The organism is Streptomyces sp. NBC_00670, assembly GCF_036226765.1.
Classification (GTDB): domain Bacteria; phylum Actinomycetota; class Actinomycetes; order Streptomycetales; family Streptomycetaceae; genus Streptomyces.
Window position 1 is genome coordinate 3,768,370 of sequence record NZ_CP109017.1, and the last position, 22,671, is coordinate 3,791,040.

18 protein-coding genes are annotated in these 22,671 nt (G+C 71.7%); 11 read left to right on the forward strand and 7 right to left on the reverse strand.

Annotated elements, in window-relative coordinates; genetic code table 11:
• Window positions 1-75 precede the first annotated feature (75 nt).
• A complete protein-coding gene (locus OIE12_RS16810) occupies window positions 76-1,782 on the reverse strand; it encodes a Stk1 family PASTA domain-containing Ser/Thr kinase (RefSeq protein WP_329136152.1) in 1,707 nt (568 codons plus the stop codon).
• Window positions 1,783-2,170: 388 nt separating this feature from the next.
• On the opposite strand from OIE12_RS16810, the gene OIE12_RS16815 reads away from it, so the two are divergent.
• The 4 genes from OIE12_RS16815 to OIE12_RS16830 all read left to right on the forward strand — a co-directional run bounded on the left by OIE12_RS16815 (window position 2,171) and on the right by OIE12_RS16830 (window position 8,117).
• Window positions 2,171-3,775 (forward strand): protein kinase domain-containing protein, encoded by a 1,605-nt coding sequence (locus tag OIE12_RS16815; RefSeq protein WP_329136154.1) that lies wholly within the window; start codon window positions 2,171-2,173, stop codon window positions 3,773-3,775.
• Window positions 3,776-4,272: 497 nt separating this feature from the next.
• Entirely contained in the window at window positions 4,273-5,652 is a 1,380-nt protein-coding gene (gene pdhA / locus OIE12_RS16820) for a pyruvate dehydrogenase (acetyl-transferring) E1 component subunit alpha (protein ID WP_329136156.1), read from the forward strand.
• 1 nt (window position 5,653) lies between these two features.
• A complete protein-coding gene (locus tag OIE12_RS16825) occupies window positions 5,654-6,631 on the forward strand; it encodes an alpha-ketoacid dehydrogenase subunit beta (protein ID WP_329136158.1) in 978 nt (325 codons plus the stop codon).
• 10 nt (window positions 6,632-6,641) lie between these two features.
• On the forward strand, window positions 6,642-8,117 hold the full coding sequence (locus tag OIE12_RS16830; protein WP_329136160.1) for a dihydrolipoamide acetyltransferase family protein: 1,476 nt from the start codon (window positions 6,642-6,644) through the stop codon (window positions 8,115-8,117).
• Between the two features lie 110 nt (window positions 8,118-8,227).
• On the opposite strand, the gene OIE12_RS16835 is transcribed toward OIE12_RS16830, so the two are convergent.
• Window positions 8,228-9,151: a D-alanyl-D-alanine carboxypeptidase family protein gene (locus OIE12_RS16835; RefSeq protein ID WP_443054054.1), complete on the reverse strand. Its 924-nt coding sequence runs from the start codon at window positions 9,149-9,151 to the stop codon at window positions 8,228-8,230.
• Window positions 9,152-9,482: 331 nt separating this feature from the next.
• On the opposite strand from OIE12_RS16835, the gene OIE12_RS16840 reads away from it, so the two are divergent.
• The gene (locus OIE12_RS16840; RefSeq protein ID WP_329136164.1) at window positions 9,483-10,187 is read left to right on the forward strand and encodes a GntR family transcriptional regulator; all 705 of its coding nucleotides are present in this window, start codon (window positions 9,483-9,485) and stop codon (window positions 10,185-10,187) included.
• Entirely contained in the window at window positions 10,184-11,497 is a 1,314-nt protein-coding gene (locus OIE12_RS16845) for an MFS transporter (protein ID WP_329136166.1), read from the forward strand. The genes OIE12_RS16840 and OIE12_RS16845 overlap by 4 nt, the downstream gene beginning before the upstream one ends.
• Window positions 11,498-11,534: 37 nt before the next feature.
• On the opposite strand, the gene OIE12_RS16850 is transcribed toward OIE12_RS16845, so the two are convergent.
• Entirely contained in the window at window positions 11,535-12,359 is an 825-nt protein-coding gene (locus OIE12_RS16850; protein WP_329136168.1) for a maleylpyruvate isomerase family mycothiol-dependent enzyme, read from the reverse strand.
• A gap of 229 nt (window positions 12,360-12,588) precedes the next feature.
• On the opposite strand from OIE12_RS16850, the gene OIE12_RS16855 reads away from it, so the two are divergent.
• The gene (locus OIE12_RS16855) at window positions 12,589-13,383 is read left to right on the forward strand and encodes a carbon-nitrogen family hydrolase (protein ID WP_329142009.1); all 795 of its coding nucleotides are present in this window, start codon (window positions 12,589-12,591) and stop codon (window positions 13,381-13,383) included.
• 30 nt (window positions 13,384-13,413) lie between these two features.
• Here the strand turns inward: OIE12_RS16855 and OIE12_RS16860 are convergent, their stop codons facing one another.
• Window positions 13,414-13,911 carry an LURP-one-related/scramblase family protein gene (locus tag OIE12_RS16860; RefSeq protein WP_329136170.1) on the reverse strand — a complete coding sequence of 166 codons (498 nt, stop codon included), beginning with the start codon at window positions 13,909-13,911 and terminating at the stop codon, window positions 13,414-13,416.
• A gap of 119 nt (window positions 13,912-14,030) precedes the next feature.
• On the opposite strand from OIE12_RS16860, the gene OIE12_RS16865 reads away from it, so the two are divergent.
• The gene (locus OIE12_RS16865) at window positions 14,031-15,884 is read left to right on the forward strand and encodes a thioredoxin-like domain-containing protein (RefSeq protein WP_329136172.1); all 1,854 of its coding nucleotides are present in this window, start codon (window positions 14,031-14,033) and stop codon (window positions 15,882-15,884) included.
• A 45-nt stretch (window positions 15,885-15,929) separates the two neighbouring features.
• Here the strand turns inward: OIE12_RS16865 and OIE12_RS16870 are convergent, their stop codons facing one another.
• The 3 genes from OIE12_RS16870 to OIE12_RS16880 form a co-directional block, all read right to left on the reverse strand.
• Entirely contained in the window at window positions 15,930-16,187 is a 258-nt protein-coding gene (locus tag OIE12_RS16870) for a DUF6458 family protein (protein WP_030376873.1), read from the reverse strand.
• A gap of 183 nt (window positions 16,188-16,370) precedes the next feature.
• Window positions 16,371-17,693 carry a M18 family aminopeptidase gene (locus tag OIE12_RS16875; protein WP_329136174.1) on the reverse strand — a complete coding sequence of 441 codons (1,323 nt, stop codon included), beginning with the start codon at window positions 17,691-17,693 and terminating at the stop codon, window positions 16,371-16,373.
• Between the two features lie 160 nt (window positions 17,694-17,853).
• Window positions 17,854-19,680 carry an acyl-CoA dehydrogenase gene (locus OIE12_RS16880; RefSeq protein WP_329136176.1) on the reverse strand — a complete coding sequence of 609 codons (1,827 nt, stop codon included), beginning with the start codon at window positions 19,678-19,680 and terminating at the stop codon, window positions 17,854-17,856.
• A gap of 196 nt (window positions 19,681-19,876) precedes the next feature.
• Between OIE12_RS16880 and OIE12_RS16885 the strand changes: the two genes are divergently transcribed.
• From OIE12_RS16885 to OIE12_RS16895, 3 genes are all read left to right on the forward strand, one after another.
• Window positions 19,877-20,374 (forward strand): SseB family protein, encoded by a 498-nt coding sequence (locus tag OIE12_RS16885; protein ID WP_006138571.1) that lies wholly within the window; start codon window positions 19,877-19,879, stop codon window positions 20,372-20,374.
• 154 nt (window positions 20,375-20,528) lie between these two features.
• Entirely contained in the window at window positions 20,529-21,509 is a 981-nt protein-coding gene (locus tag OIE12_RS16890) for a pirin family protein (protein WP_329136178.1), read from the forward strand.
• Window positions 21,510-21,633: 124 nt separating this feature from the next.
• Window positions 21,634-22,659 (forward strand): AI-2E family transporter, encoded by a 1,026-nt coding sequence (locus OIE12_RS16895; protein ID WP_329136180.1) that lies wholly within the window; start codon window positions 21,634-21,636, stop codon window positions 22,657-22,659.
• The last annotated feature ends 12 nt before the right edge of the window (window positions 22,660-22,671 follow it).

Below are 22,671 nucleotides of genomic sequence, written 5' to 3' on the forward strand. Positions count from 1 at the left end.
GGTTCGGGCGAGTTTCTCGCATCAAACACAGCCCCGCCCCTTGTGGGGCGCCCCTCACGGGGCGCCCCCAGCCCCCTACGCCGGGTCGCCCGTGGAGACCGTCAGCTTCAGTTTGGGCATGTTCTTGGGGTCGGCGTCCGTGTCGGCGGCGGGGTACTGGTCCATGACCGTGTCCTCGCCGTAGGTGTTCTCGTCCGTGTCGATGATCTCGTACTGCCAGCCGGCGGCCTGAAGGCATTCCTTCACCGACGCCAGGTTCTTGAACTGGAAGTTCGGGATGACGATCTTGTCCGCGTCGTCGTACGACGTGCCCGGCTCCGTGCACTTCGTCTTCTCGATCGTCTTCGTCGTGTCCGGGCCCTTGTGCCCGGCCTTGCGCGACGCCTCCGCGGAGGCCGAGGCGCGGGCGCGGTCGGCCTTGCCGTCGTCCCCGCCGCCGTTGTTCACGACCAGCGCGATCACCAGTCCGAGGACGGCGACGACCGCCACGGTCACCGAGCCGATGATCACGCCCCGGTTGCCCTTCTGACCGGAGCCGCCGGAACCGCCCGGACCACCGGCGCCGGACGCCGGCCCCTGCGGCGAGATCGCGTACGGCGGCGGCGTCGAGGCGCCCTGCTGCGGCGCGTACCCGCCGGTGTGCTGCGGCGGCGGTGCCCCGTAACCGCCCTGCTGCGGATAGCCGTACGCCGGGGACTGCGGTCCCGGCACCGGCGACGGGCCCCCGTACGGGTTCGGCTGCGGCGTCGGCGGCTGGTACGGCGTCTGCACCGGCCCCGTCGGACCGGCCGACGCCGCCCCGTCGACCGGCGGGAACACCGCGGCGCCCACCCCCGCCCCGGACTGCGACTGCGTACCCGGCACGATGCTGGGCGCGGACGACGTGACCGCCGCCGCCACCCGCAGACACTCGTCGCGCATCGCCTCGGCGCTGGGGAAGCGTTCGTTGGGGTTCTTCTTCAGCGCGCGGGCGACCAGCGCGTCCACCGCCGGCGGCAGCGAGCGGTTGATCGACGAGGGGACCGGCGGTTCCTCCTGCACATGCGCGTAGGCGATCGCCAGCGGCGAGTCCGCGTCGAACGGCAGTCGTCCGGTGACCAGTTGGAAGAGCATGATGCCGACCGAGTACAGGTCGCTGCGCGCGTCCACCCCCCGGCCGAGCGCCTGTTCGGGCGAGAGGTACTGCGGGGTGCCGACGACCATGCCGGTCTGCGTCATCGACGTCACGCCGGACTGCATGGCGCGGGCGATGCCGAAGTCCATCACCTTCACCACGCCGCGCTTGGTCACCATCACGTTGCCCGGCTTGATGTCCCGGTGCACCAGCCCCATTTCATGGCTGATCTCCAGGGCCGCCAGCACGTCCGCGGTGACCTTCAGGGCCTGGTCGGCCGGCATCGCGCCGTACCGCTGGATGTCCGACTCCAGGACCGAGCCCAGGGGGCGGCCCTCGATGTACTCCATGACGATGTACGGCGTCGGCGTGCCCGTGCCGCCGGCGGTGTCGCCGAGCGAGGTGTCCTCGCCGGTGTCGAAGACGGAGACGATGTTGGTGTGCGTGAGCTTCGCCACGGCCTGCGCCTCGCGCCGGAACCGCTCACGGAAGGCCTGTTCCCGGCCGAGCTCGGTGTGCAGCGTCTTGATCGCGACCTGCCGGTCGAGCACGGAGTCGTAGGCGAGGTGCACCGAGGCCATGCCGCCCTCGCCGAGCAGGTCGCGCAGCTGGTAGCGGCCTCCGGCCACCGATCGCCCCGCGTACCGGCTCTGGCCGTCCTGGCTCATGTTCTGCGTCCCCCATCGGCGTCGCGACAGCAGGGGAAACCCCTGCTCCCGCGTTCCCCGCCCGCCTCCGACCGGTGCGCTCCCGACCGGGCGACTGGCTGATAACTGATCGACTGGCTCATTCCCGGCCAAGTCTGCCCCAGGGCACCGACACGTCAAGCTCGGTGCCCGATCCGTGACCCTACGCGAAGGAAGCGTCGCGCAAGCGTTACAGGTGGCCTACCCCCGGTACACAGAATTTGCACGGAGGGACCCGTGCCGGGTTTCATGGCCGGTCCACTCGAAATCCAACGGGGACCGTCGCTTCGCGCGGAGCCTGTAGCGTGACCCGACGGAAGACCGTGACAACCACCGCGCAGACCGCGGGAAGACACGACGGCGAGGACTGATGGCACAGACGCAGCGCGCCCAGGGCCCGTCCGACCCGGAGGCGAGTGGCGGCGGCATGTCGGAGACACCGGAGAACTGGGGCAACGGCGGACTGGTCGGCGACGGCCGGTACCGGCTGACCCACCGGCTCGGCCGGGGCGGCATGGCCGAGGTGTTCGCGGCCGAGGACGTCCGCCTCGGGCGCACGGTCGCGGTCAAACTGCTGCGCGCCGACCTCGCCGAGGACCCGGTCTCCAAGGCCCGCTTCACGCGCGAGGCGCAGTCGGTCGCCGGCCTCAACCACCATGCCATTGTGGCCGTGTACGACTCCGGCGAGGACGTCGTCGGCGGCCAGTCCGTCCCGTACATCGTGATGGAGCTGGTCGAGGGCCGCACCATCCGGGACCTGCTGCTCAACGCCGAGGCGCCCGGCCCCGAGCAGGCGCTGATCATCGTCTCCGGCGTCCTGGAGGCGCTGGCCTACTCGCACCAGCACGGCATCGTGCACCGCGACATCAAGCCGGCCAACGTCATCATCACGCACAACGGCGCCGTGAAGGTCATGGACTTCGGCATCGCCCGCGCGCTGCACGGCGCGTCCACGACGATGACGCAGACGGGCATGGTCATGGGAACCCCCCAGTACCTCTCGCCCGAACAGGCGCTCGGCAAGGCCGTCGACCACCGCTCCGACCTGTACGCGACGGGCTGTCTGCTCTACGAACTCCTCGCGCTGCGGCCCCCGTTCGTCGGCGAGACCCCGCTGTCGGTGGTCTACCAGCACGTCCAGGACATGCCGGTGCCGCCGTCCCAGACCTCCGACGGCTGCCCGCCGGAGCTCGACGGACTGGTGATGCGCTCGCTCGCCAAGGAGCCGGACGACCGGTTCCAGACGGCAGAGGAGATGCGCGGGCTCGTCCAGTACGGGCTTCAGATGCTCTACGACGAGGGCGGCCACACCGGCACCTGGAACACCGGCCCGGTCGGCGCCCCCGACGGCCGGCACACTCCGGCGGCCGGTCTGGCCGGTACGACCGTGCTGCCGCACCCCGGCGACTCGGGCACCGCGGCCGTCCCGCAGCCGATCCTGCCCCCGTACGGCGGCGGGGACGACGGCGGCTTCGAGGGGCGCGGCAACCGGGGCAGCGGCCGCGGCAAGCTGTGGATCCTCGCGGCGCTCGCGGTCATCGCCGTCGTGGCGGGGGTGGCGCTGGCGCTCAACAGCTCCGGGGGCGGCGGGGGCGGTGGCGGCACCAAGGAGTCGCCGACGACGTCGCAGTCGACCAAGGAGAAGGACGACAGCACGACGCCGAGCGCGACGCAGAGCGACGACTCCTCGGACGAGGACACCGGGTCGAACTCGGGATCGAACTACGAGCCGGCCAAGCCGCCGTCGAACGACTACACCCGGAAGCCGTCGAACACGGCGACCACGCCGGGCGACGACGAGTCGACGGGCGAGGGCGACGGGGACGGGGACGGCGGAGCCGGTGGGGCGGCGTCCACCCCTGCCGGGCAGAACACACCGTCGGGGGGCGGCCAGACTTCGGAGGCGTCCTCGGCCGGGAACGCGGCCGCCGGCGGGGACGACGGCGGCGACGAGGACAACCCCGCCGGGCCGTAAGCGGCACAAGGAACGGGCCCCGGCTCGCGGCATGATCGCCGCGGCCGGGGCCCGTTCGCGTCCGCCCTGCGCACGCAACGGGTGGGAACGGGTGGAACGGGTGATTTTTCCGGGTTTCCGGGGGACATCCGCCGCGACCGCGATCATCGCCCCCACCGGCGGCGAACTCTTCACGTGACGCGGCTCACCGGGATAACGTGCCCTTGTTCCGGCCCCCTGCAAGGCTGTGACCAGCATCTGTTCCCGACTTCTCGATTTACTTGGAAGCCCAAGCAAAATCGCAGGTCAGAAGGGGTTTCACAGAAATGTGGAGCACTGGGTAACGTGCTGTCCCGCAGGGCGCTCGCCGGGGCACCTGTCACGCCTGTTCCCGACCGGGCCGCACCCACCCCGTGCGCCCCACAGGAGCGGGCGAGCCGCTCTCCCGGGCTCGGAACGGGCCGGGGAGACCCCAGGCACCCGGCGAACCCGGGGGCCGGACCGACGGAGGAGCACACGTGACCGTGGAGAGCACTGCCGCGCGCAAGGCGCGACGCAGCGCCGGAGGCAAGGCCGGCGCCACCGGCACCGAGCGGGCCGGCTCGGCCGGCGGGGCCGGCGAGCGCGCCGGCTCGGCGGACGAGCAGACCGGCGCCACCGGAACCAAGCGCACCACCCGCACCACCCGCACCACCGCGAAGACCGCGGGCGCCGCCGGTACCGGCGGCACCAAGCGCGCCGCCGCGAAGCCGCGCGCCGCCAAGCAGACCGCCGCGAAGTCCGGCCCGAAGGGCGCCGCACCGGCCGCCGCGGGCGAGACCGACCTCGTCCAGCTGCTGACGCCCGAGGGCAAGCGGATCAAGAACGCCGAGTACGACCCGTACGTCGCCGACCTCACCCCCGAGGACCTGCGCGGGCTGTACCGGGACATGGTCCTCACCCGCCGGTTCGACGCCGAGGCCACCTCGCTGCAGCGCCAGGGCGAGCTGGGCCTGTGGGCCTCGCTGCTCGGCCAGGAGGCCGCGCAGATCGGCTCCGGTCGCGCCACCCGCCCGGACGACTACGTCTTCCCGACCTACCGCGAGCACGGCGTCGCCTGGTGCCGCGGGGTCGACCCGACCAATCTGCTCGGCATGTTCCGCGGCGTGAACAACGGCGGCTGGGACCCGAACAGCAACAACTTCCACCTCTACACGATCGTCATCGGCTCCCAGGCGCTGCACGCCACCGGCTACGCCATGGGCATCGCCAAGGACGGCGCCGACGCGGCCGTGATCGCCTACTTCGGGGACGGCGCCTCCAGCCAGGGCGACGTCGCCGAATCGTTCACCTTCTCCGCGGTCTACAACGCCCCCGTGGTGTTCTTCTGCCAGAACAACCAGTGGGCGATCTCCGAGCCGACCGAGAAGCAGACCCGCGTGCCGCTCTACCAGCGCGCCCAGGGCTACGGCTTCCCGGGCGTCCGCGTCGACGGCAACGACGTCCTGGCCTGCCTCGCGGTCACCAAGTGGGCGCTGGAGCGGGCCCGCCGGGGTGAGGGCCCCACGCTGGTCGAGGCGTTCACCTACCGGATGGGCGCCCACACCACCTCCGACGACCCCAGCCGCTACCGGCACGACGACGAGCGGGCCGCCTGGGAGGCGAAGGACCCGATCGCCCGGCTGCGTGCCCACCTCGCCGCCGCAAACCACACGGACGAGGGATTCTTCGCGGAACTCGAGGCGGAGAGCGAGGCGTTGGGCAGACGAGTGCGCGAAGCGGTCCGTGCCATGCCGGACCCGGACCACTTCGCCATCTTCGAGAACGCCTACGCGGACGGACACGCGCTGGTCGACGAGGAACGCGCCCAGTTCGCCGCCTACCAGGCGTCGTTCGCGGACGCGGAAGGGGGCATGTGAAATGACCGAGAAGATGGCGATCGCCAAGGCGATCAACGAGTCGCTGCGCAAGGCCCTGGAGGCCGACCCGAAGGTTCTCGTCATGGGCGAGGACGTGGGCAAGCTCGGCGGCGTCTTCCGCGTCACCGACGGGCTGCAGAAGGACTTCGGTGAGGAGCGGGTCATCGACACCCCGCTCGCCGAGTCCGGCATCGTCGGCACCGCGATCGGCCTCGCCCTGCGCGGCTACCGCCCGGTGGTGGAGATCCAGTTCGACGGCTTCGTCTTCCCCGCGTACGACCAGATCGTCACGCAGCTCGCGAAGATGCACGCCCGCTCGCTGGGCAAGGTCAAGCTGCCGGTCGTCGTGCGCATCCCCTACGGCGGCGGCATCGGCGCGGTCGAACACCACTCGGAGTCCCCCGAGTCGCTGTTCGCGCACGTGGCGGGCCTGAAGGTGGTCTCCCCGTCGAACGCGTCGGACGCCTACTGGATGATGCAGCAGGCCATCCAGAGCGACGACCCGGTGATCTTCTTCGAGCCCAAGCGGCGCTACTGGGACCGCGGCGAGGTCAGCGCCGAGGCGATCCCCGGCCCGCTGCACAAGGCCCGGGTGGCCCGCGAGGGCAGCGACGTGACGCTGGTGGCGTACGGCCCGATGGTCAAGCTCTGCCTGGAGGTGGCCGACGCCGCCGCGGAGGAAGGCAGGTCCCTGGAGGTCCTCGACCTGCGGTCCATCTCCCCGCTGGACTTCGACTCGATCCAGACGTCGGTGGAGCGGACCCGCCGCCTGGTCGTGGTGCACGAGGCGCCGGTGTTCTTCGGTTCGGGCGCGGAGATCGCCGCCCGCATCACCGAGCGGTGCTTCTACCACCTGGAGGCCCCGGTGCTCAGGGTCGGCGGCTACCACGCCCCCTACCCGCCGGCCCGCCTGGAGGAGTCCTACCTCCCGGACCTGGACCGGGTGCTCGACGCCGTCGACCGCTCGCTGGCGTACTGAGGAGAGGGTCGTGACGACGATGACTGACGCGTCCGTACGCGAGTTCAAGATGCCGGACGTCGGCGAGGGGCTCACCGAGGCCGAGATCCTCAAGTGGTACGTCCAGCCCGGCGACACGGTCAGCGACGGCCAGGTGGTGTGCGAGGTCGAGACGGCCAAGGCCGCCGTCGAACTGCCGATCCCCTACGACGGAGTGGTGCGTGAGCTGCACTTCGCCGAGGGCACCACCGTCGACGTGGGCACGCCGATCATCGCGGTGGCGGTGGCCGGAGCCGCCGCCGAGGCCCCCGTCCAGGAGGCGCCCTCGGCGGCCGAGGAGCCGGCCCCCGAGGCGTCGGAGGGCAAGGGCCGCAAGCCGGTCCTGGTGGGCTACGGCGTCGCCGAGTCCGCCACCCGCCGCCGCCCCCGCAAGCCCCAGCCCGGGCAGCAGCCGGCCGCCCCGGCACAGGAGGCGCGGGCCGTCCCCGCCCCGGCGGCGGAACCGGTCGCCGAACCGGCACCGGCTCCGGAACCCGCGCCGGAGCAGCCCGGATCCGGGCTGAACGGGCACGGCGGACCGCGCCCGCTGGCCAAGCCGCCGGTGCGCAAGCTCGCCAAGGACCTGGGCGTGGACCTGACGGCGGTGACGCCCTCGGGCCCCGACGGCGTCATCACCCGCGACGACGTGCACAGGGCGGCGGCCCCGTCCCCCGCCGAGGCGCCGACGCGGGCCCCGGCCGCTCCGCAGGCCGTCCCCCAGGCCGCGCCGCCCGCCGTCGCCGTCTCGTACGACGCCGCGCGGGAGACCCGGGTCCCGGTCAAGGGCGTCCGCAAGGCGACGGCCGCGGCGATGGTCGGCTCCGCGTTCACCGCCCCGCACGTCACGGAGTTCGTGACGGTGGACGTGACGCGCACGATGAAGCTGGTCGAGGAGCTCAAGCGGTCCCCCGAGGAGTACGGACTCCAGGGGCTGCGGGTCAACCCGCTGCTGCTGATCGCCAAGGCGCTGCTGGTCGCCATCCGGCGTCACCCGGAGATCAACGCCTCCTGGGACGAGGCCAACCAGGAGATCGTGGTCAAGCACTACGTCAACCTGGGCATCGCCGCCGCCACCCCGCGGGGTCTGATCGTGCCGAACATCAAGGACGCGCACGCCCGGACGCTGCCGGAACTGGCCGCGTCCCTCGGCGAACTGGTCGCCACGGCCCGCGAGGGGAAGACGTCCCCGGCGGCCATGCAGGGTGGCACGGTGACGATCACCAACGTCGGCGTCTTCGGCGTCGACACCGGTACGCCGCTGCTCAACCCCGGCGAGTCCGCGATCCTGGCGGTCGGCGCGATCAAGCTCCAGCCGTGGGTCCACAAGGGCAAGGTGAAGCCGCGCCAGGTCACCACCCTCGCCCTGAGCTTCGACCACCGCCTGGTCGACGGCGAACTGGGCTCCAAGGTCCTGGCCGACGTGGCCGCGGTCCTGGAGCGCCCGAAGCGGCTGATCACCTGGGGCTGACCGGTCGTACGCGGCAATGACCGCGGAAGGGGCCCGCCGGCGATGCCGACGGGCCCCTTCCCGGTGTCCGGGCCGGTCCCGAGCGTTCCGGTCCCGGCCGGGTGCGGCTGTCAGACGGCGAAGCCGTAGTTGAGCAGCTTCTTCGCGTCGGCGGTGCGGTTGGCGACGGAGGTGGAGGCCAGGACCGTGCCGATGACCGTCTTGCCGTTCCGGGTCGCGGCGAAGACCAGGCAGTACTTGGCCTCCGGGCCCGAGCCCGTCTTGACGCCGATGGTGCCGCTGTAGCCGCTGAGCAGCGGGTTGGTGTTGCTCCAGTTCATGTAGCGGTAGCCACCGCTCTTGGTGGTCACCTTCTGCTTGGTGGACTTGGTCTTGACCACCGAGCGGAAGGTGGAGCTCTTGAGCGCGCTGCTCGCGAGCTTGGTCAGGTCGCGCGGCGTGGAGTAGTTGCTGCCGTTGCCGATGCCGTCGAACGAGTCGAAGTGGGTGTTGGTCAGCCCGAGGCTCTTCGCGGTCTTGTTCATCTTGGAGATGAACGACTTCACGCGCGCCGAACGGGTCGAGCCGGAGCCGAACTTGTCGGCGAGCGCGTAGGCCGCGTCACAGCCCGAGGGCAGCATCAGCCCGTACAGGAGCTGACGGACGGTCACCTTGTCGCCGACGATCAGATGGGCGGAGGAGGCGTTGTTGCGGACGATGTAGTCGCTGTACGCCTTCTGGATCGTGACCTTGGAATTCAGGTTCAGGTTGGACTGCGCCAGCACCACCTTCGCCGTCATGATCTTGGTGGTGGAGCCGGTCGACAGCTTCGTGTCGGCCTTCTTGGTGTACAGGGACTTGCCGGTGCCGTTGTTCATCACGAACCCGCCCTTGGCGGTGATCGAAGGCTTGGTGACGGCCTGCGCGGGAGCCGCGGTGAGGGCCCCGGTGGCCAGCACGGCGCCGGTGGTGACCACGGCGGCGGTGACCCTGCGGAGCCGAGCGCCCCTAATGGCGGTAATCAACGTGAACGCTCCGATTGCGTCGTCTTGCATCGCTGTGCGCCGCATGGGCTGCGACTGCACCGTGATGCGGTGAAATGCCCCTGGAGGGCGGCGAGATGAAAAAGCCGCCACTTCGTCAGACGAGTAAGTAGCACAGAAGGATGCACCGTTGCCGGGAAGTCCGTCACACCGGGTCTCCGGAAGATCCGTCACACCGGGTCTCCGGAAGATCCGTCACACCGGGTCTCCGAAGGATCCGTCACACCGGGTCTCCGGGAAATGCGCCGCACCGGTCTCCGGGAGGTATGTCACACCGGCCCGGCGCTCGTCCACACTCTGGACGCGGCACGGCATGCGTACGTGTTGTATCTATGCTGTGCGCATGCCTTCGCCGTCCGCCGCCACCGTCCCCGACACGCCACCCGAGCGGCACCCCGCCGCACCGACCGCCAAGCGGCCGCCGGCCGCCGACCGTGTGTACGCGCACGTCAAGAAGGGTGTCCTGGAGCGCCGCTACGAGGGCGGGACGCTGCTGACCGAGGGAGGCCTGGCCGAGGAGGTCGGCGTCTCGCGCACTCCCGTGCGCGAGGCACTGCTCCGGCTCGAGGTGGAGGGCCTGCTGCGGCTCTACCCGAAGAAGGGCGCCCTCGTGCTGCCCGTCTCCGCCCAGGAGATCGCGGACGTCGTCGAGACCCGGCAGCTCGTCGAGGCGCACGCGGCCCGCAAGGCGGTGCCCGCGCCGCCCGCGCTGCTCGCCCGGCTCGAGGAACTGCTCGCCCGGCAGCGGGAGCAGGTCGCCGCCGGTGAACTGGCCGAGGCCGCGGTCACCGACCGCTGCTTCCACGCCGAGATCGTGCGCAGCGGCGGCAACGAGATCCTCTCCCGCCTCTACGACCAGCTCCGCGACCGGCAGTTGCGCATGGGCGTCGCCGTGATGCACGCCCACCCCGACCGGATCACCAAGACGCTCACCGAGCACGGGCAGATCCTCGACGCGCTGCGCGCCGGGGACGCCGACCGGGTCGTCGGCCTGCTGCACGGCCACGTCAGCTGGTTCTCCCACCTGGCCCGGGGGGAGCTGCGATGAGTACCGCCTCCGGCGCCTCGCTCCGCCTGCCCGGCGATCCGCCCGGCGGTCGGCGCGCGATGGCCGTCTGGTCGATCGGCGTCTCCGTCTACTTCGTCGCCGTCATCTTCCGTACGTCCCTCGGCGTCGCCGGCCTGGACGCCGCGGACCGCTTCCATGTGAACGCCTCGGCGCTGTCCACCTTCTCGATCCTTCAGCTGCTGGTCTACGCGGGCATGCAGATACCCGTCGGCCTGCTGGTCGACCGGCTCGGCACCAAGAAGGTGCTGACGATCGGCGTGGTGCTGTTCACCGCGGGCCAGCTCGGCTTCGCGTTCTCCCCGTCCTACGGCACCGCGCTCGCCTCCCGGGCGCTGCTGGGCTGCGGCGACGCGCTGACCTTCATCAGCGTGCTGCGGCTCGGCACCCGCTGGTTCCCGGCCCGGCGCGGTCCGCTGGTCGCCCAGCTCGCGGGGCTGGCCGGCATGGCGGGCAACCTGGTCTCCACGCTCGTCATCGCCCGGCTGCTGCACGGGATCGGCTGGACGGCGGCCTTCGCGGGCAGCGCGCTGGCCGGCGTCGTCGTCCTCGTCCTGCTGGTCCTCTTCCTCAAGGACCACCCCGAGGGCTTCGAGCCGGAGCCCGTCCCGCACCAGGGCGCCGCCTACGTCCGCCGGCAGATCGCCGCCTCCTGGCGGGAGCCCGGCACCCGGCTCGGCATGTGGGTGCACTTCACCACGCAGTTCCCGGCGATGGTGTTCCTGCTGCTGTGGGGGCTGCCGTTCCTCGTCGAGGCGCAGGGGCTGTCCCGGGCGACGGCCGGTGAGCTGCTGACCCTGGTGGTGCTGTCCAACATGGGCTTCGGACTGGTGTACGGGCAGCTCGTGGCCCGGCGCAACGCGGCCCGGCTGCCGCTGGCGCTCGGCACGGTGGGTGCGACGGCCCTGCTGTGGGCGGCCACGCTGCTGTACCCGGGCGACCGGGCGCCGATGTGGCTGCTGCTCGTGCTCTGCGTGGTGCTGGGCGCGTGCGGACCGGCGTCGATGATCGGCTTCGACTTCGCCCGGCCCGCCAACCCGGCCGAACGTCAGGGCACGGCCTCCGGAATCACCAACATGGGCGGTTTCGTGGCCTCGATGACGACGCTGTTCGCGATCGGCGTGCTGCTGGACGCGACCGGCGACGACTACACGGTGGCGTTCTCCGCGGTCTTCGTCCTCCAGGCGCTCGGCATCAGCCAGATCCTGCGGCTGCGCGGCCGCGTGGCGGTCCGCGAACGGGAGCGGCTGGTGGCGAGCCGGGTGGAGACGGTGCACGTACCGGTGGTGTGAGGGGTGCCGCGCCCCGGCCGGGGCGCGGGCCCGTCCGCTACGGCGTGACCGCGAACGCCAGCAGGATCGCCGCCGTCAGTTCCGGGTCGCCCTCGGCCTTGATGCGGTCGGCGACCGCGTCCGCGGTGACCCGGCCGCAGGCCAGTCGTACGTAGGTCTCCCAGTCCAGCGTCAGGCTCACCACCGGGCCCAGCGAGGGCGCCCCGTCTATCGACCCGCGGCCCTCCTCGTCCACCCGGACCGTGCGCAGGAACTCCACCGGGCCGTGCACGTCGACGACGACCGCCGAGCCGGGCGGCAGCCCCGCGTCCTTGGCGACGACCTTCGGCAGCGCGGCGAGCAGCAGGTCCCGGGCGACGTGGGCGCCGGGGGAGTCCAGGTTGCCGGGGCGGCCGAGCGCGGCGCGCAGGTCCTGCTCGTGCACCCACACGTCGAACGCCCGGTTCCGCATGGCCTCCTCCAGCGTCGGGTCGCTGCCGAGGGGGCCGCGCACCCGGGTGCCGGGCTCCCGCGTCTCGTTCCGCAGCTGACGGTTGCGGCGGATGACCGTGTACTCCAGCTCGGAGGTCATCTCCGGGCCCGTGTGGTGCCGGCGGACGTCGACCTGCATCTCCATGTACCGCTGGTGCTCGTTGGTGACGTGGAACAGGTCGCGCGGCAGGGTGTGGATCGGCCGGGGGTCGCCGAGCATCTCGCACTCCATCCCGATGACGTGCGAGACGACGTCGCGGACCGACCAGGCCGGGCACGGGGTCCGCCGGTTCCACTCGCCCTCCACGAGCGGCTGCACCAGCTCGGATATCGCGTCGATCGAGTGGGTCCAGGCGTCGGCGTAGGGCTGGAGGGTGGGATGCAGACTCACGGAACGGGACCCCTCGGGCGGTCGGTGCGCGGGCAGTTGTGGCGGCGGCGGTCGCCGACGGCGTTGTCGGTGGACGGAGTGCTGCTGCGGTGGCCCCCAGCGTCGTGTCAACGTCTGTCAGCGGGTGTCCAGGGACGTTAAGTTACGCTGCTGTGGGGCACCCCGGCAGTGCTTTCGTGTGACGATCGTAGGCCCGGACGGACGGGTCGAATGCCAGGACGGTGGTAGTGTGCGCGCCTCCCTCATCCAGATCGGTGCAGAAGAGGGCGAATCGGTCGAATCGCGCCGCGCCCGCGTCGCCTCGCTCGTACGGGAACAGGCGGGTGCCGATCTGGTCGTCCTGCCGGAGCTGTGGACCACCGGGGCCTTCGCCTACGAGGTGTTCGCCGCCGAGGCGGAACCGCTGCGCGGCCCGACGTACGAGGCGATGACCCGGGCGGCGCGCGAGGCGGGCGTCTGGCTGCACGCGGGCTCGGTCCCCGAGCGCGGCCCCGACGGGCGGCTGTACAACACCTCACTCGTCCTCTCCCCCTCCGGCGAACTCGCCGCCGCCTACCGCAAGATCCACCGGTTCGGCTTCGACAAGGGCGAGGCCGTACTGATGGGTGCGGGCGACGCCCTGGTGACCGTGGCCCTGCCGGAGACCACGCTCGGCGTGGCCACCTGCTACGACCTGCGGTTCCCCGAGCTGTTCCGCGGGCTCGTCGACGCCGGCGCCGAGACGCTGGTGATCCCGGCGGGCTGGCCGGAACGCCGCCGCTCCCACTGGACGCTGCTCGCCCGGGCCCGCGCCGTGGAGAACCAGTCCTTCGTCCTCGCGTGTGGAACGGCCGGGACGCATGCCGGGGTTCCGCAGGCGGGTCACTCGATCGTGGTGGATCCGTGGGGCGAGGTCCTGGCGGAGGCCGGCCCGGACGAGGAGATCCTCACGGTGGAATTCGACCCGGCGAAGGTGGCGAAGACGCGGGACCAGTTCCCGGCACTGAAGGACCGGGTCCTGGGCCTGAACCCGCCGGCCCGGTAGCCCCCTCCCGCGCGGAAGAGCGGGAGGGCCTCAGTCCTCCCCCTCCCGTTCCTTCTCCGCGAGATGGATCACGCACACCGCCACCGCGATCAGCAGCGCCGGGTCCGCGTCCTCGCGGACGACGTCCACGCCGTACGTCTCCCGGAGGTGCAGCCAGCGCCGCGAGATCACCGCCAGCAGCTCCCCGTCGTACTCGACGGCGAACTCCCGGTCGAGGATCTTGCCGCTGACGTCCAGCTCGCTCCCGTCGGCCAGCGCCACGCGGTAGTGGTTGCGCAGCAGCGACAGCCGCTTGCGGCGGATGGTGGCGAGGGGTTCGCCGCACCGTTCGATCACCATCGTGTCGCGCAGCGCGAACATCTTCTGGTGGATGTCGATGAGGACGGTGCCGTGGGTGTCCTTCAGCTCGAAGGTGTCCCGCAGCCGCATCGCCTTGCCGTCGACGAGGAAGGCCTTGGAGCCGTGCTCGTCCTCGATCCAGTAGTCGTCACCGATGCCGAGAAGCCGGTCGCGTACGAGGAATCTCATGCTCCTACGGCTTCCCCGGCGCCCCGCCCCGGAACGCCGCCAGTGGGCGGACGGACCGGGGGCGCCGAAGTTATCCACAGGCTCCGAGGCTTTCCGCGCGGTCGTGCCACCCTTGACGCATGAGTGAGAGCACATCCCGGCGCGTCCGGGTCCGGGCCCCCGAGCTGGTCGGCAAGGGCGGCTGGCTGAACACGGGCGACACCTCGTACACCCTCGCCGACCTGCGGGGACGCATCGTCGTCCTGGATTTCTGGACCTTCTGCTGCATCAACTGTCTGCACGTCCTGGACGAGCTGCGGGAGCTGGAGGAGAAGCACCGGGACACGGTGGTGATCATCGGGGTGCACTCGCCGAAGTTTGTGCACGAGGCGGAGCACCAGGCGGTGGTGGACGCCGTGGAGCGGTACGGGGTGGAGCACCCGGTGCTCGACGACCCCGAGCTCGCCACGTGGAAGCAGTACGCGGTGCGGGCCTGGCCCACGCTGGTGGTGATCGACCCCGAGGGGTACGTCGTCGCCCAGCACGCCGGTGAGGGGCACGCGCACGCGATAGCGAAGCTGGTGGAGGAGCTGGAGGCCGAGCACGCGGCCAAGGGCACCCTGCGCCGGGGCGACGGCCCGTACGTGGCGCCGGAGCCGCAGCCCACCACGCTCCGCTTCCCCGGCAAGGCGCTGCTGCTGCCGTCGGGGAACCTCCTGGTCAGCGACACCACCCGGCACCAGCTGGTGGAGCTCGCGGCGGACGGCGAGAGCGTGGTGCGGCGCATCGGCGCCGGCGTGCGCGGCTTCGCGGACGGCCCGGCCGACGCGGCGACGTTCAGCGAGCCGCAGGGCCTGGCGCTGCTGGCGGACGGCGCGGTGGTCGTCGCCGACACCGTCAACCACGCGCTGCGCCGCCTGGACGTCGCCACCGGCGAGGTGACGACGCTCGCGGGCACCGGCCGGCAGTGGTGGCAGGGCTCGCCCACCTCCGGCCCGGCGCGCGAGGTGGACCTGTCCTCACCGTGGGACGTGGCCGTGTTCGGCGGCCGGGTGTGGATCGCGATGGCGGGCGTGCACCAGCTGTGGACGTACGACCCCGAGGCGGGCACGGTCCAGGCCGCGGCGGGGACGACCAACGAGGGGCTGGTGGACGGGCCCGGCGCCGAGGCCTGGTTCGCGCAGCCCTCGGGCCTCGCGGCGACAAAGGAGCGGCTCTGGCTCGCCGACTCCGAGACCTCCGCGCTGCGCTGGGTCGACCCCGAGGGGGCGGTCCACACGGCGGTCGGCACCGGTCTGTTCGACTTCGGTCACCGGGACGGAGCGGCGGACCAGGCCCTGCTCCAGCACCCGCTGGGGGTGACGGCGCTGCCGGACGGCTCGGTGGCGGTCAGCGACACCTACAACCACGCGCTGCGCCGCTACGACCCGGCGACGGGCGAGGTCACCACGCTCGCCACGGATCTGCGCGAGCCCAGTGACGCGGTGGTCGTCGGCGAGGACATCGTGGTCGTGGAGTCGGCGCGGCACCGGCTGACCCGGCTGCGGCTGCCCGAGGAGGCGGTCCGGGTGGACGCGGTGGCGCACCGCACGCAGCGGGCGGCCACGGAGGTCGCGCCCGGCGCGCTGCGCCTCGACGTGATCTTCCAGGCGCCGGCCGGCCAGAAGCTGGACACGCGCTACGGTCCGTCGACCAGGCTGCTGGTCTCCTCGACGCCGCCGGAGCTGCTGCGGGCGGGCGAGGGCGCGGGCACGGACCTGGCCCGCACGCTGGAGCTGGATTCGTCCATATCCGAGGGCGTGCTGCACGTCTCGGCGATGGCTGCCTCCTGCGACACGCCGTCCGACAGCGGCTCCGCCGCGGGTCCGGCCAACGAGTACCCGGCGTGCCACGTCCACCAGCAGGACTGGGGCGTCCCGGTGCGCGTCACCGAGGGCGGCGCGGACCGGCTGCCGCTGGTGCTGGCGGGGATGGACACCGCCGGGACCGACTGAGCGCCGCGCGCGGCGCACGCGGCGGGCACGGGGGCCCGGCGGCCGTCAGACCCCGTACCCGTCGCTGTAGCCGTCGCCGGTGTGATGGTGGTGGTGCCGTTCCTCCTCGACGACCGTCGTCGTGGGCGGCACCATGACGCGGCGGCGCCTGGCGATGCTGCTGAACGTGGTGACCCCGATGAGTCCGACGATCATGAAGATGAGTCCGACGAGATCGAGGTTGACACCGTTCATGTGCCAGTCGGTCGCGAACGTGAGTATGGCCCCCACGGCGATGAGGATGATGCATCCGCCCAGGCCCATGAGATTGCCCTCCCTGTCGTGCCGGAACCTCCGGCCCCGTTCGGGTACCCCCGGGGCGCACCGGCATGCGGAACCCCGGCTCCCGCCCGTCGCGAGGGGGCGGAAACGGGAGCCGGTGGAGGGGTTCTGACGGGGTGTGGGGAGGCGGTCCCGGCGGCCCGAGCCTGGGCCGGGCGCGGCGGCTCAGTCCTCCAGAAACGCCGTCAGGGCGCTCGCCAGCAGGTACGGGTCGGCGGCGGCGCACATCTCGCGGGCGCTGTGCATGGAGAGGATGGCGACGCCGATGTCCACGGTCCGGATGCCGTGGCGGGCGGCGGTGATGGGGCCGATGGTCGTGCCGCACGGCATGGAGTTGTTCGAGACGAAGGACTGGAAGGGCACGCCGGCCCTCTCGCAGGCCGCCGCGAACACGGCCCGCCCCGAACCGTCGGTGGCGTAGCGGTTGTTGGCGTTGACCTTGAGGATCGGTCCGCCGCCGGCCCGGGGGTGGTGCGTGGGGTCGTGCCGCTCGGCGTAGTTGGGGTGGACGGCGTGGCCGACGTCGGAGGAGAGGCAGATCGTCGCGGCCAGGGCGCGCGCCCGGTCCTCGTAGGAGCCGCCCCGGGCGAGCACGGAGCGCTCCAGGACGGAGCCGAGCAGCGGTCCGTCGGCGCCGGTGTCGGACTGGGAGCCGGTCTCCTCGTGGTCGAAGGCGGCGAGGACGGGAATGGAGGTGAGGTTTTCCGGCGAGGCCGCGGCGGCGGTCAGCGCGGCGACGCCGGCGTGCACGGAGAGGAGGTTGTCCAGGCGGGGGGAGGCGAGCAGTTCGCGGTCGCGGCCGAGGTAGGCGGGCGGTTCCACGGGATACGTCATCAGGTCCCAGCCGGTGACCTCGCCGGCGGAGAGCTCCAGCTCGTGCTCCAGGAAGGCGATCAGGTCGCCGTCGCGCACGTCGGTGCCGAGCCCCCACACGGGCTGGAGGTGGCGCTGCTTGTCGAGCTGGAGGCCGTCGGAGCTGACGGAGCGGTCCAGGTGGATGGCGAGCTGGGGGACGCGCAGCAGCGGCCGGTCGACGTCGACGAGGCGGGTGGAGCCGTCCCGCAGGACGACGCGTCCGGCGAGTCCCAGGTCGCGGTCGAGCCAGGAGTTCATCAGCGGGCCGCCGTAGATCTCGACGGCGACCTGCCGCCAGCCGTGCGCGCCGCTGTCGGGGAGCGGCTTGACCCGCAGGTTGGGGGAGTCGGTGTGGGCGCCGAGGATGCGGAAGGGGGTGTGGGGGGCGGCGCCCTCGGGGACGTACCAGGCGATCAGCGCGCCACCGCGCAGCACGTAACGGCCGCCGGTGCCGGCGGGGGACGCCGCCGGGGTCTCCGCGTCCCAGGCGTCCGTCTCGGCGACCTGCCGGAATCCGGCCTTCTCCAGCCGCTCGGCGGCGCTCGCCACCGCGTGGTACGGCGACGGGCTCGCCGTCACGAAGGACATCAGGTCGTCGGTGTGGCCGCGGTCGAAGCGGGGGGATGTGCGCATGGGTTCACCTTAACGACGGCGAAGGGCCCGCTCCCGGGGATCAGGAGCGGGCCCTGGTGAGGACGGTGTGGAGGTCGGACAGGCCGGGCCGTGCGGACCCCGGACGGACCGGGGCGAAGTTACCCGCGTAGCACGGTCGCTGCCTGCTGCGGACGGTCCGTCAGAAAGCGGACTCGTCCAGCTCCATGAGGTCCAGGTCGACGCCGGAGGCCAGCTTGCGGGCCAGGGTCAGACCGGGCAGGACATTGGCCGCGAAGAACTTCGCTGCCGCGATCTTGCCCTGGTAGAAGGCCCGGTCCCGGGAGGAGGCGGTCTCCAGCTTCTCGACGGCGACCGCGGCCCCCTTGAGCAGCAGATAGCCGACGATCACGTCACCGGAGGCGAGCAGCAGGCGGGTGGTGTTGAGGCCCACCTTGTAGATGTTCCTGGTGTCCTGCTCGGTGGCGGCGAGGTCGGTGAGCATCAGGCCGACGACCGACTCCAGCTCGACGGCGGCCTTGGCCAGGTGCTCGCGGGCGCCCGCCAGCTCCTCGCCGCCGGTGCCCAGCTCCAGGAACTTCTTGATGTCCCCGGCGAGCGAGTTCAGTGCCGCGCCCTGGTTGCGGACGATCTTCCGGAAGAAGAAGTCCTGGCCCTGGATCGCGGTGGTGCCCTCGTACAGGGTGTCGATCTTGGCGTCGCGGATGTACTGCTCGATCGGGTACTCCTGGAGGAACCCGGAGCCGCCGAAGGTCTGCAGCGACTGGGCGAGCTGCTCGTAGCCCTTCTCGGAGCCGTAGCCCTTGACGATCGGCAGGAGCAGGTCGTTCAGGGCGTGCTCGGCGGTGGCGTCCTCGCCCTCGGCCTCCTTCACCGCGATCGTGTCCTGCACGGAGGCGGTGTACATGACCAGCGCGCGCATGCCCTCCGCGTACGCCTTCTGCGTCATGAGCGAGCGGCGGACGTCGGGGTGGTGGGTGATGGTGACCTTGGGCGCGGTCTTGTCCATGAAGTTGGCGAGGTCCGGACCCTGCACGCGCTCCTTGGCGTACTCCAGCGCGTTGAGGTAGCCGGTGGAGAGCGTGGAGATCGCCTTCGTGCCGACCATCATGCGGGCGAACTCGATGATGCGGAACATCTGGCGGATGCCGTCGTGCTTGTCGCCGATCAGCCAGCCCTTGGCGGGGTGGCGGTCACCGAAGGTCATCTCGCAGGTGTTGGAGGCCTTCAGGCCCATCTTGTGCTCGACGTTGGTGGCGTAGACGCCGTTGCGCTCGCCCAGCTCGCCGGTCTCGAAGTCGAACAGGTACTTCGGGACGAGGAAGAGGGAGAGGCCCTTGGTGCCGGGTCCGGCGCCCTCGGGGCGGGCGAGGACGTAGTGGAGGATGTTCTCCTCCATGTCGTGCTCGCCGGAGGTGATGAACCGCTTCACGCCCTCGATGTGCCAGGAGCCGTCCTCCTGCTGGACCGCCCTGGTGCGGCCGGCGCCCACGTCCGAGCCGGCGTCCGGCTCGGTGAGGACCATCGTGGAGCCCCACTGCTTGTCGACGGCGATCTTCGCGAGCCGCTTCTGCTGCTCGGTGCCCTCCTCGAAGAGGATGCGGGCGAAGGCGGGGCCGGAGGAGTACATCCAGATCGCCGGGTTGGCGCCCAGGATCAGCTCCGCGTAGGCCCAGATCAGGGACGGCGGGGCGGTGGTGCCGCCGATCTCCTCGGGCAGGCCGAGCCGCCAGTACTCGGAGTCCATGAAGGCGCGGTAGCTCTTCTTGAACGTCTCGGGCAGGGGCGCGGTGTTGGTCTCCGGGTCGAAGACCGGGGGGTTGCGGTCGGCGTCGGCGAAGGACTCGGCGAGCTCGTTCTCCGCGAGGCGGGTCAGCTCCTCGAGGATGCTCCGGGCGGTGTCGACGTCCATCTCCGCGAACGGGCCGGTCCCGTACAGCTTGTCGCGGCCGAGCACCTCGAAGAGGTTGAACTCGATGTCGCGGAGATTCGGCTTGTAGTGGCCCATGGCGACGGCTCCGTTGCGGGATCGGCGAGGTGCGGACTCCTCGCGGTTGCTTCACGTACCAATAAGTAGCTCCGATGATGCTACCCGTCGGTAATAAGAAGCAACCCCCGAACCCGTGGTGTGGCCGACCCCTCTCCGTCCGTTTCCCGTCCGTTCCCCGGTTCGCGGGGCGGGGGCGCCCATTACGCTGTGGGGCATGTACGGCTACCAGAACACCGGTGCGCAGCAGTACGCCTCGCCGCAGGACATCCCCGGACAGATGCCGGGGGGCCAGATGTCCGGCGGGCAGATGCCCGGCGGCTACGGCCAGACGCCGCCGCTGTACCCCGAGCCGTCGCCGCCCTCGCTCGCCGAGGCGGTCCGCGCGTTCACCACCGGCCAGGTGACCGCCGAGGACTTCCAGCAGATCTTCGCCACCTCCAAGGTGTACTGCCCGCGCGGCGACAACCCCGGCTTCCTCGCGTTGCACAACACCCAGCAGCCCGTGATCCCGATGTTCACCTCGCTCAAGGAGCTGCGGCGGTACGCGGGCAAGGAGTCCAAGTACTTCGTGATCACCGGAGCCGAGGTGATCGACCTGCTGCCGACCGGGTACGGCTTCGTCCTCGACATGGAGGGGGAGCACCGGATGGTGTTCGACGCGAAGTCGGTCGAGCAGATGGTCGAGTTCGCGATGCGGCGGATGTATGGCTAGACGCCATCGCTGCGCGGACGGATAGAGGGGCCCGCGCCCCGTACGGGGCGCAGGACCACCCGGAGCCCGGAGGGAATGCCCTCCGGGCTCTCCGCGTTCCGGGTGGCAGGAAGTTCAACGTTCAACTAGACTTCGAGCACAAGGAGGTACCGACATGCCTGCAGTGACCGTCGAGAACCCGCTCACCCTCCCGCGTGTGGGCGCGCCGGCCGACGCCGTGGCCCGCCCCGTGCTCGCCGTGACGACCGCGCCCAGCGGCTACGAAGGGGAGGGCTTCCCGGTCCGCCGCGCGTTCGCAGGGATCAACTACCGCCATCTCGACCCGTTCATCATGATGGACCAGATGGGTGAGGTGGACTACGCACCGGGCGAGCCGAAGGGCACGCCCTGGCACCCCCACCGCGGCTTCGAGACCGTCACCTACATCATCGACGGCACCTTCGACCACCAGGACAGCCACGGCGGTGGCGGCACCATCACCAACGGCGACACCCAGTGGATGACGGCCGGCTCCGGCCTGCTGCACATCGAGGCGCCGCCGGAGTCCCTGGTCGTCTCGGGCGGTCTCTTCCACGGCATCCAGCTGTGGGTCAACCTCCCGGCCGCCGACAAGATGATGGCCCCGCGCTACCAGGACATCCGCGGCGGCCAGGTGCGGCTGCTCACCACTCCCGACGGCGGCGCGCTGCTCCGCGTCATCGCCGGTGAGCTGGACGGGCACGAGGGCCCCGGCATCACCCACACCCCGATCACCCTCGTCCACGCCACGGTCGCGCCCGGCGCCGAGGTCACCCTGCCCTGGCGGGAGGACTTCAACGGACTGGCCTACGTCCTGGCCGGACGCGGCAGCGTCGGCACCGACCGGCGCCCGGTGCACGTCGGGCAGACTGCGGTCTTCGGCGCGGGTTCCGCGCTGACCGTCCGCGCCGACGAGCGGCAGGACTCGAACACCCCCGACCTGGAGGTCCTGCTCCTGGGCGGCCGCCCGATCCGGGAGCCGATGGCGCACTACGGGCCGTTCGTCATGAACACCCGCGAGGAGCTCCAGCAGGCGTTCGAGGACTTCCAGAAGGGCCGCCTCGGCACGGTCCCGGCGGTCCACGGGATGACCGAGCAGGGCCCGGCCGGGGAGTAGCGGGCACGCGGGAGTGAGGCAGGGGGCGGTTCCGGCGGAACCGCCCCCTGCCTCGTGTCCTGCCCGGTCACCCGGGCGGGTGTCCGGGCGGGCAGGGCCGCCGGCCGCGTGATCGGCTGGGGGCGTGCAGGTGCTTCCCGACTCCGTGCGACGGCTCGCCGCCTGGTGCGTCGTGGCGCTGCTCGTCGCCGGGGTCGGCTGGGTGGTGGTGGAGCTGTGCGCGGTGTTCCGCCCGGCCGTCGTCCCCGTGCTGCTCGCCCTGCTGGGCGCGGCCCTGCTCGCGCCGCTGCACCGGCGGCTGGTCAAGGTGGGCGTGCACCGCTCGCTCTCCGCCTTCGTGACCTGCGTCGCCGTCGTCGCCGTGGTGGGCGGCGCGCTCTACATCGTCGTCTCCGCGCTGATCGACAACGGCGCCCAGATCATCGACTCCGTCCGCAAGGCCGCGCAGGACGTCGCCGGGCACTTCGGGTCGTCCGGGGCCTCCGTGGACTCGCTCGCCGACGAGGCGCGCAAGCTGCTCGGCAGGTTCAGCGGCAGCGCGGTCTCCAGCGTCGTCACCGGGGTCAGCTACGTCGGCGAGACCATCGCCACGGCCATCCTCGCGCTGCTGCTCGTCTTCTTCTTCCTGCGTGACGCCGACCGCGCCGTACGGGGGCTGCGCGCGCTCTCCCCGTACGACAGCGCCGACACCGTGGAGGCGGTGGCACGGCGGGCCTTCGGCGCGGTGGAGGGGTTCATGCGGGGGACCACGTTCATCGCGCTGATCGACGCGGCCCTCATCACCGCCGGGCTCCTCGGACTGCGGGTGCCGGGCGCGGTGGGCCTGGGCGCGCTGGTGTTCGTGGGCGCTTACATCCCCTACCTGGGCGCGTTCCTCTCCGGTGCGGTGGCGGTGCTCGTGGCCTTCGCCGACCGGGGGTTCGCGGTGGCGGTGTGGGCGCTCGGGGTGATCGTCGCCGTGCAGCTCATCGAGGGACATGTGCTCCAGCCGGTGATCCAGAGCCGTACGGTGCGGATGCACCCGGCGGTGGTCCTGGTGGCCCTCGCGGCCGGCGCGTCGGTGGCCGGCATCCTCGGCATGCTCCTGGCGGTCCCGCTCACGGCGGCGGCGTTCGGTGCGGCGCACGAGGTACGGGACGGTCAGAAGTAGGCACGGCAGTCG

Coding starts and splice junctions, on each gene's coding strand:
- OIE12_RS16810 (WP_329136152.1), bottom strand. CDS start 1,782: ATGAGCCAGGACGGCCAGAGCCGGTACGCGGGGCGATCGGTGGCCGGA.
- OIE12_RS16815 (WP_329136154.1), top strand. CDS start 2,171: ATGGCACAGACGCAGCGCGCCCAGGGCCCGTCCGACCCGGAGGCGAGT.
- OIE12_RS16825 (WP_329136158.1), top strand. CDS start 5,654: ATGACCGAGAAGATGGCGATCGCCAAGGCGATCAACGAGTCGCTGCGC.
- OIE12_RS16835 (WP_443054054.1), bottom strand. CDS start 9,151: ATGCAAGACGACGCAATCGGAGCGTTCACGTTGATTACCGCCATTAGG.
- OIE12_RS16840 (WP_329136164.1), top strand. CDS start 9,483: ATGCCTTCGCCGTCCGCCGCCACCGTCCCCGACACGCCACCCGAGCGG.
- OIE12_RS16845 (WP_329136166.1), top strand. CDS start 10,184: ATGAGTACCGCCTCCGGCGCCTCGCTCCGCCTGCCCGGCGATCCGCCC.
- OIE12_RS16860 (WP_329136170.1), bottom strand. CDS start 13,911: ATGAGATTCCTCGTACGCGACCGGCTTCTCGGCATCGGTGACGACTAC.
- OIE12_RS16865 (WP_329136172.1), top strand. CDS start 14,031: ATGAGTGAGAGCACATCCCGGCGCGTCCGGGTCCGGGCCCCCGAGCTG.
- OIE12_RS16870 (WP_030376873.1), bottom strand. CDS start 16,187: ATGGGCCTGGGCGGATGCATCATCCTCATCGCCGTGGGGGCCATACTC.
- OIE12_RS16875 (WP_329136174.1), bottom strand. CDS start 17,693: ATGCGCACATCCCCCCGCTTCGACCGCGGCCACACCGACGACCTGATG.
- OIE12_RS16880 (WP_329136176.1), bottom strand. CDS start 19,680: ATGGGCCACTACAAGCCGAATCTCCGCGACATCGAGTTCAACCTCTTC.
- OIE12_RS16885 (WP_006138571.1), top strand. CDS start 19,877: ATGTACGGCTACCAGAACACCGGTGCGCAGCAGTACGCCTCGCCGCAG.
- OIE12_RS16890 (WP_329136178.1), top strand. CDS start 20,529: ATGCCTGCAGTGACCGTCGAGAACCCGCTCACCCTCCCGCGTGTGGGC.